Here is a 7,391-nt window from a genome sequence, read left to right as displayed (position 1 = left end):
AAGGGTGGGCGAAGCCCATCGCGCAGCGACGCGACCGCAGGGAGCGCCCTTGACGCACCGCCTCCGGTCGCCACACTCGGAACGAGGGCGGCCGAACCAGAAGCCCACGGGGCGTTCGGACCAAGCCCCTCAGAAACCCGAAGCCCTCAAAGCGCCAGGCTCCGGACTCAGCCCAGCGCCAGCCAGGCCACCGCCGCCACGACCACGATCGCCGCGATCACACCGACGATGAGGCCCACTCGGGGGCCGGAGGACTGGGGCGCCGCCTGGCGGCCGCCACCCTGCGGGGCGCCGTCGTCGACGAAGGCGCGGAACATCTGCGTGCTGCCGGCCGGGTCGTAGTTGCCCTCGGGGCCGGGGCCCTGACCGTACGGAGCTTGGGGGTTGTGTGCCATGAGCCAGGACCCTAGCGAACCCCGGCTGCCGCGCCCAAGCCCCCGCCTGGTCCGGGCACCGGTCCGGCACCGGTCGGGCACCACCCGGACACTGCTCCGGCACCGATCCCCCGCACGGCAACCCACCCCCGGCCCCACTTCCGACCCGCACCCGCGGCCCACCCGCGACCCCGCCTACGACCCGCACCCGCGGCCCACCCGCGACCCCGCCTACGACCCGCACCCGCGGCCCACCCTCGCCCCCTCCCCCTCCTTCCTCCCGCCCCGCGCTCACCCTCCCCCTCCCCCTCCTTCCTCCCGCCCCGCGCTCACCCTCCCCCTCCTTCCTCCCGCCCCGCGCTCACCCTCCTCCTCCCCCGCTCCCCCTTTGCCGATTCTTTAGCGCCGTTTGACCGATTTAGTTTGCCTGGAGCAACCATCCATCTCTATGGTTGCCCTAAGCAACAACATGCATGGGGTCGCAGTGGACAAGCTCGACAAGCCGAACCGGTACGAGAACCTCGCCCGGCAGGTGAGCGCCATCGGCGCGGTGAAGCGCGGTATGGCCCGCTCTCTGCCCGCCGACTGCCCCAGCGGCTCGGCCATCGTCCTCGCCCTGCTCAAGCACGACGGGGACATGCGCATGAGCCGCATCTCGGAGCGTATGGCCGTCGACATGTCGGTCAGCAGCCGTCACGTCTCCCACGCCGTCGACCGCGGCTGGGTCGAGCGGCTGCCCGATCCCGCCGACAAGCGCTCCCGCATCCTGCACCTCACCGCCGAGGGCAGGGAGAAGCTCGACGAGCTCGACCGCCGGCTGACGGCCATGCTCACCCGCAACCTCGCGGACTGGTCCGACGAAGACGTCGAACTGCTCACCCACCTGCTCGCCCGCCTCCGCGACTCCTTCGGGGACTGCCGGGCCCACCACGCCTGAACGCCCGCCCGAGTCACCCGCCCGAAACCCCGCCCAAGGCACCAACACAGCAGCACCGACACAACAGCACCAGCCCCGCAACCGCACCAGCCCCCACCAGCCAGCACCCGCCTGACAGCACCCGCGTAACAGCAAAGGAAGTTCATGGCCACGACAACACCCGCCCCGCCAACGCAGGCGGGCGGCCACACCTCCGGCGCGGCGCCCATGACGCACCGGCAGATCATGGAGGCGCTCTCCGGGCTGCTGCTCGGCATGTTCGTCGCCATCCTGTCGTCGACGATCGTCTCCAACGCCCTCCCCCAGATCATCACCGACCTCGGCGGCGGCCAGTCCGCCTACACCTGGGTCGTCACGGCCGCGCTGCTGTCGATGACCGCGACCACCCCGCTCTGGGGCAAGCTCGCGGATCTCTTCTCCAAGAAGCTGCTCGTCCAGGTCGCGCTGGTCATCTACGTCGCCGGTTCGGTCGTCGCCGGTCTCTCCCAGAACACCGGGATGCTCATCGCCTGCCGTGTCGTCCAGGGCATCGGTGTCGGCGGTCTGACCGCCCTCTCCCAGATCATCCTGGCCGCGATGATCGCCCCGCGTGAGCGCGGCCGGTACAGCGGCTACCTCGGCGCCACCTTCGCCGTCGCCACCGTCGGCGGCCCGCTGCTCGGCGGCGTCATCACCGACACCGACTGGCTCGGCTGGCGCTGGTGCTTCTACGTCGGCGTGCCCTTCGCGCTGATCGCGCTCCTGGTCCTCCAGAAGACGCTGAAGCTCCCCGTCGTGAAGCGCAAGGTCAAGGTCGACTGGACCGGTGCCTTCGTCATCAGCGCCGCGGTCTCCCTCCTCCTGATCTGGGTGACCTTCGCGGGCGACAAGTACGACTGGATGTCCTGGCAGACGGCCGCCATGGTCGGCGGCTCCGTCTTCCTCGGCGCGCTGTTCGTCTTCGTCGAGTCGAAGGCCGCCGAGCCGATCATCCCGCTGCGCCTCTTCCGCAACCGCACGATCACCCTCGCCTCCCTCGCCTCGCTCTTCGTCGGCGTCGCGATGTTCGCCGGGACGGTCTTCTTCAGCCAGTACTTCCAGCTGGCGCGCAACGAGTCGCCGACGATGTCCGGCGTCCTCACGATCCCGATGATCGCCGGTCTGTTCGTCTCCTCGACCGTCTCCGGCATGGTCATCACCAAGACCGGCAAGTGGAAGGCCTGGCTGGTCAGCGGTGGCGCTCTGACGGCCGGCGGACTCGGCCTGCTCGGCACGATCCGCTACGACACGGAGTACTGGCACATCGCGCTCTTCATGGGCGTCATGGGTCTGGGCCTCGGCATGATGATGCAGAACCTGGTGCTCTGCACGCAGAACCAGGTGGCCCCGGCCGACCTCGGCTCCGCCTCCTCCGTCGTCACCTTCTTCCGCTCCCTCGGCGGCGCGATCGGCGTCTCGGCGCTAGGCGCGGTGCTGGCCAACCGGGTCACGCACTACGTCCAGGACGGCATGACCGCTCTCGGCCCGAAGGCCGCGGGAATGGGCAACGGCGGTTCGGGCGGTGGCATCCCGGACATGGACAAGCTGCCGGCTCCGATCCGTACCGTCATGGAGGACGCGTACGGACACGGTGTCGCCGATGTCTTCCTCTACTCGGCGCCGTTCGCGCTGCTCGCCTTCCTGGTGACGCTGTTCATCAAGGAGGTCGCGCTGAAGAGCAGTTCGGCCCCCAAGGCGGACGCGGCACCGGCAACCCCGGAGGAGCCGACGGCCGCCGTGGCGGCCGCCGCGACCACCGCAACGGTGACCACCGCCCCTGTGCCCGCCGCCACGGTGACCACCGCCCCTGAGACCACCGGCCTGACCATCAGCGGCACCGTCCGTACCGCCGAAGGCACCGATCTCCCCGGCGCGACGCTCACGCTGATCTCGCTCGGCGGGCAGCAGCTCGGCCGCTCGGTCGTCGGGAGCGAGGGCCGGTACGCCTTCGACGCCCCGGCCGCCGGTTCGTACGTCCTGATCGCCTCCGCCGACGGCTTCCAGCCGCAGGCCTCCACGGTCGTCGTGAACGACGGTCCGCTCGCCCACGACGTGCTCCTGACCGGCACCAGCGGCCTCACCGGCTCGGTGACCGCGGCCGAGAGCGGCGCGCCGGTGGACGGGGCGATGGTCGTGATCACGGACGTACGGGGCGAGGTGCTGGCGACCGGCAAGTCCGGCGCGGACGGCGGCTTCGTCTTCGGCGAGCTGGTGCCGGGCGCGGTCACGGTCGCGGTCACCGCCGCCGGTTACCGCCCGCAGGCGCTGCCCGTCGAGATCGGTGGCCAGGGCGTGACGGGGCTCGACGTGGCCCTGGCGGCCGGAGCGGTCGTCCAAGGGACGGTCCGCGCGGGCCTCGACCACCGGCCGCTGGCCGACGCACGGGTGACCCTGGTCGACGCCGCCGGGAACGTGAAGGCCTCGGCGACGACGGACACGGACGGCGCGTACGCCTTCGCGGACCTGGACGCCGGTGAGTACACGCTCATCGCGACCGGCTACCCGCCGGCGGCGGGGCGGCTGACCGTGACCGGCGCAGGGGTCGACGGCCACGACATCGAACTCGCCCACCCGGGCGAGTGACCGACTCCCGGCCGCGCTTCGAGCGGAGACGCGACCGGGTCCGGGGCGGCAGGCAGGGGACGGCCTGCCGCCCTGTTGTTCTTCCAAGTGAGGGTTGAGGGTACGGATGGGACTGCACGCACAGGTACGGACCCGCGACGGGTGGCCGGTCCAGCACGCGGTGGTGACCGTGACGGACGGTTCGGGCGGACAGGTCCTGCGGGCGGCGGCGGACGGGGACGGAGTCGTGCAGGCCGAGGGCTCGCTGGCCCCGGGGCCGTACACGGTGGTGGTGACCGCGCTCGGCTACGCACCGGACGCGCGTACGTCGCTGGTGGGCGGGACCGGGCGGGCGGAGGTCGGGACGGTCGTCCTGGCCCGCACGGGCGGTACGGAGCTCCCGCCGCCCGGTGCGTGGACCCTGGACGCGGCGCACTCCTCGGTGGGGGCGGTGGCCCAGCACCTGGGGATCTCCAGCGTGCACGGCCGGTTCACCGAGTTCACCGGCCGGATCGAGATCGCGCCGGAGGTCCTGGCCTCGCGGGTGGGGGCGGTCATCGCGGCCGACTCCGTCGACACGGGCAACGACCTGCGGGACAAGCACCTGCGGTCCGAGGACTTCCTGGACGTGGACCGTTTCCCGGAGATCACGTACCGCAGCTCGGCGCTGCGCGAGGCGGGCCCGGACCGCTGGACCGTGGACGGCGAGCTGACGCTGCGGGGCGTCACGCGGGAAGTGCCGCTGGGTCTCACCTATCTGGGGACGAGCGCGGATCCGTGGGGCGGGGTGCGGGCGGCGTTCCGCGCGGAGGCGGAGCTGCGGCGCGAGGACTTCGCGATGAACTACAACCAGGTGGTCTCGGCGGGCATCGCGGCGATCGGCGCGACGCTGCGGGTGACGCTGGACGTCCAGGCGGTACGGGAGGGCTGAGGGGCTGCACGGGGAAGGGAGGGCTGAAGCCGGTACGGGAGGAGTGAGAGGGCTGCACCCGGAGGGGCCGAGGGCAGTACGGCAGAGCTGAGTGCCCTCCCCCGAGGGCCCGTCTCGCCCTCCCCCGAGGACCCGATTCGCCCTCCCGAGAACCCGTCCCCACCGCCTCAGGAGCGTTCGCCCTCGCGCGCGACCATGACCTCGATGCCCGCGACCAGGATGTCGAGGGCGTAGGCGAAGTCCCGCTCCCACATGTCGCTGACGCTGCCGTGCGAGGCGCGCTCGTCGAAGAGCTCCGCCATCTTCGCCATCGGCTCGGCGAACTGCGGCTCGTCGCGGAAGGCGGCGACGGATTCCGTGTAGAACTCGTCCTGCGTCATGCCCGCCTCGGCCGAGCGCCGGGCGAACAGGGCCTCGATCGTGCCGTATCCGTACACGAACTGGAACACCGCCGCGAGGGTGCCCGGCTGGCCGTGGACGGGGAGTCCGGTGGCCCGGACGGCGTCCTGGATCGCGGTCCCGACGACGAGCGCCCGCGGTCCGACGTTCAGATACATGCCCACGCAGGCCGAGACCCAGGGGTGGCGGACCAGCATCCGGCGGTAGCCGAGCGCGAGAGCCCGGAGCCTGTCGCGCCAGTCCTCGGCCGCGGTGACGGCCTCCAGGTCGATGCCCCCGTACACGGCGTCGAGGGCGTACTCGATGATGTCGTCCTTGGTGTCCACGTACCAGTAGAGCGACATCGCCGTGACGCCGAGCTCGGTCGCCAGCTTGCGCATCGAGAGGCCGGCCAGGCCGTCCTCGTCGAGCATCCGGATCGAGGTCGCCACGATCCGGTCGCGGTCGAGGCCGGCCGGACCGCCTCCGCTGCGCTGGGTGCGGCGTTCGAGCCATACGGAGGAACGCGCCGGGTTCTTGGCCCGGTCTGCGGCCTTGACCATCGCGTTCCTCCGTGAGCTCACTCCGTCAGTGGTCCGTCACCATGCTATGCAGCCGCTTCCCTCTTCTCGGACCGTTCCGCCCGGCGCAGCAGCGCCGCCGCGAGCAGGCCGCCCGCGAAGACGGCGATGGCGCCGACCAGCTGGCTGGTCTGGAGGCCGGTGGCGAACGCGTCGGAGATCTCCGCCCGTTCGGCGTCGCTTCCGGCCGCCGCGAGGGCCGCGGGCAGCGAGGCCGCGGTGACGGCGACGAGTGCGGCGAAGCGGGCGTTGAGCACGGCGCCGAGGACGGCGACGCCGAGACCGTTGCCGAACTCGGCGAGGGTGCCGTTGATGCCGGCGCCCACGCCCGCCTTCTCCGGCGGGATCGCGCTCATGATGGCGTTGGCCATGGCAGGGGAGGAGACGGCGATGCCGCCGCCCATCAGGACCAGGCCGAGGAGCATCCCCCAGTAGCTGCCGTCCGTACCGCCGCCGAGCACGGCGATCGAGGTGAGGCCGCCCGCGACCAGGGTCATGCCGAGGACGACGGCCGAAGGGGTGCCGATCCTCATCACCAGCTTGGGGCCCATACCGGTCAGGTTGAGGCCCACGATCGTCAGCGCGAGAGGCGCCATGCGGAGACCGGCCTCCAGCGGCTCGTAGCCGAGCACGAACTGGAGGTGCTGGGTGAGCAGGAAGAGCGAGCCGCCCATGCCGAAGACGACGAGCAGCGAGCCGCCGATGGCGCCGATGAACTTCTGGTTCCGGAAGAAGTGCATGTCGAGCATCGGGTACGGGGTGCGGAGCTCCCAGAGCGCGAAGGCGCCGAGGACGACGACACCGATGGCGGCCGGGACCAGCACCTCGGCGGAGGTCCAGCCGTGCTCGGGACCGGTGATGATCGCGTACACGACGGCGGTCATACCGATGGTGGAGAGCAGCGCGCCGAGCAGGTCGGGGCGCTCGCCCTGCGGGTTCTTCGACTCCGGTACGAGCTTGAGGACGGCGACGAGGCCGATCAGCGCGACCGGGATGTTGATGAGGAAGATCATTCCCCACCAGAAGTGGTTCAGGATCACGCCACCGATCAGCGGGCCGGCGGCGAAGCCGAGCGAGCTGACGGTGGACCAGAGCGCGATGGCCTTGACCCGCTCGGAGTCGTCGAAGATCTGCATGACGACGGCGAGTGTGGTGGTCATCAGCAGCGCGCCGCCGACGCCCATGCCGGCCCGGGCGGCGATCAGCTGCGCGGTGGAGTCGGCGAGTCCGGCGGCGAGCGAGCCGAGGCCGAAGAGCGCGAGACCGACGGCGAGCAGCTTCTTGCGGCCGTAGCGGTCGGCGGCGTTGCCGGCGGTGAGCAGGAGGCCGGACTGGACGAGCGAGTACGCGTTGATCATCCACTGGATGTCGGTGGTCGTCGCGTGGAGTTCGGAGGTCAGCGAGGGGATCGCGACGCTCAGGACGGTGTTGTCGAGCAGCACGGTGAGCTGGGCGAGGCAGATGACGCCGAGGATCAGCCAGCGCTGCGGATGTCCGCCGGGGGTGGCTGCCCCGGCGGTGGGTTCGTTCGCGGCGGTCGTCGCCGTCATGGAACAGCACTCCTTGTACGGTGTACGGGACTAGGTCTCGTACACCGTACAAGAGTCTCT

6 protein-coding genes are annotated in these 7,391 nt (G+C 71.3%); 3 read left to right on the top strand and 3 right to left on the bottom strand.

The window, feature by feature from the left end; all coding sequences use genetic code 11:
• Positions 1-167: 167 nt before the first annotated feature.
• Positions 168-395, bottom strand: coding sequence for a hypothetical protein (locus ACFC0D_RS31250; RefSeq protein WP_376443170.1), 228 nt, complete (start codon positions 393-395; stop codon positions 168-170).
• Positions 396-822: 427 nt separating this feature from the next.
• Between ACFC0D_RS31250 and ACFC0D_RS31245 the strand changes: the two genes are divergently transcribed.
• From ACFC0D_RS31245 to ACFC0D_RS31235, 3 genes are all read left to right on the top strand, one after another.
• Positions 823-1,311, top strand: a complete 489-nt coding sequence (locus ACFC0D_RS31245; protein ID WP_376443167.1) for a MarR family winged helix-turn-helix transcriptional regulator — start codon at positions 823-825, stop codon at positions 1,309-1,311.
• Positions 1,312-1,455: 144 nt separating this feature from the next.
• Positions 1,456-3,912, top strand: a complete 2,457-nt coding sequence (locus ACFC0D_RS31240) for an MFS transporter (protein WP_376443165.1) — start codon at positions 1,456-1,458, stop codon at positions 3,910-3,912.
• A gap of 106 nt (positions 3,913-4,018) precedes the next feature.
• Positions 4,019-4,822, top strand: coding sequence for a YceI family protein (locus ACFC0D_RS31235; protein WP_376443162.1), 804 nt, complete (start codon positions 4,019-4,021; stop codon positions 4,820-4,822).
• A gap of 167 nt (positions 4,823-4,989) precedes the next feature.
• Here the strand turns inward: ACFC0D_RS31235 and ACFC0D_RS31230 are convergent, their stop codons facing one another.
• Both ACFC0D_RS31230 and ACFC0D_RS31225 read right to left on the bottom strand, forming a co-directional pair.
• Positions 4,990-5,763, bottom strand: a complete 774-nt coding sequence (locus ACFC0D_RS31230; RefSeq protein ID WP_376443159.1) for a TetR/AcrR family transcriptional regulator — start codon at positions 5,761-5,763, stop codon at positions 4,990-4,992.
• A 44-nt stretch (positions 5,764-5,807) separates the two neighbouring features.
• On the bottom strand, positions 5,808-7,331 hold the full coding sequence (locus ACFC0D_RS31225; protein ID WP_376443157.1) for an MFS transporter: 1,524 nt from the start codon (positions 7,329-7,331) through the stop codon (positions 5,808-5,810).
• Positions 7,332-7,391: the final 60 nt, after the last annotated feature.

Origin of the sequence: Streptomyces sp. NPDC056222 (assembly GCF_042264065.1) — a bacterium.
In the GTDB taxonomy this organism is placed as follows: domain Bacteria; phylum Actinomycetota; class Actinomycetes; order Streptomycetales; family Streptomycetaceae; genus Streptomyces.
This window is presented reverse-complemented; position numbering and strand designations above follow the sequence as displayed.

Excerpts from the sequence above, each read along its gene's own strand:
- ACFC0D_RS31245 (WP_376443167.1), top strand. The coding sequence starts at position 823 with ATGGTTGCCCTAAGCAACAACATGCATGGGGTCGCAGTGGACAAGCTC.
- ACFC0D_RS31250 (WP_376443170.1), bottom strand. The coding sequence starts at position 395 with ATGGCACACAACCCCCAAGCTCCGTACGGTCAGGGCCCCGGCCCCGAG.
- ACFC0D_RS31235 (WP_376443162.1), top strand. The coding sequence starts at position 4,019 with ATGGGACTGCACGCACAGGTACGGACCCGCGACGGGTGGCCGGTCCAG.
- ACFC0D_RS31225 (WP_376443157.1), bottom strand. The coding sequence starts at position 7,331 with ATGACGGCGACGACCGCCGCGAACGAACCCACCGCCGGGGCAGCCACC.
- ACFC0D_RS31240 (WP_376443165.1), top strand. The coding sequence starts at position 1,456 with ATGGCCACGACAACACCCGCCCCGCCAACGCAGGCGGGCGGCCACACC.
- ACFC0D_RS31230 (WP_376443159.1), bottom strand. The coding sequence starts at position 5,763 with ATGGTCAAGGCCGCAGACCGGGCCAAGAACCCGGCGCGTTCCTCCGTA.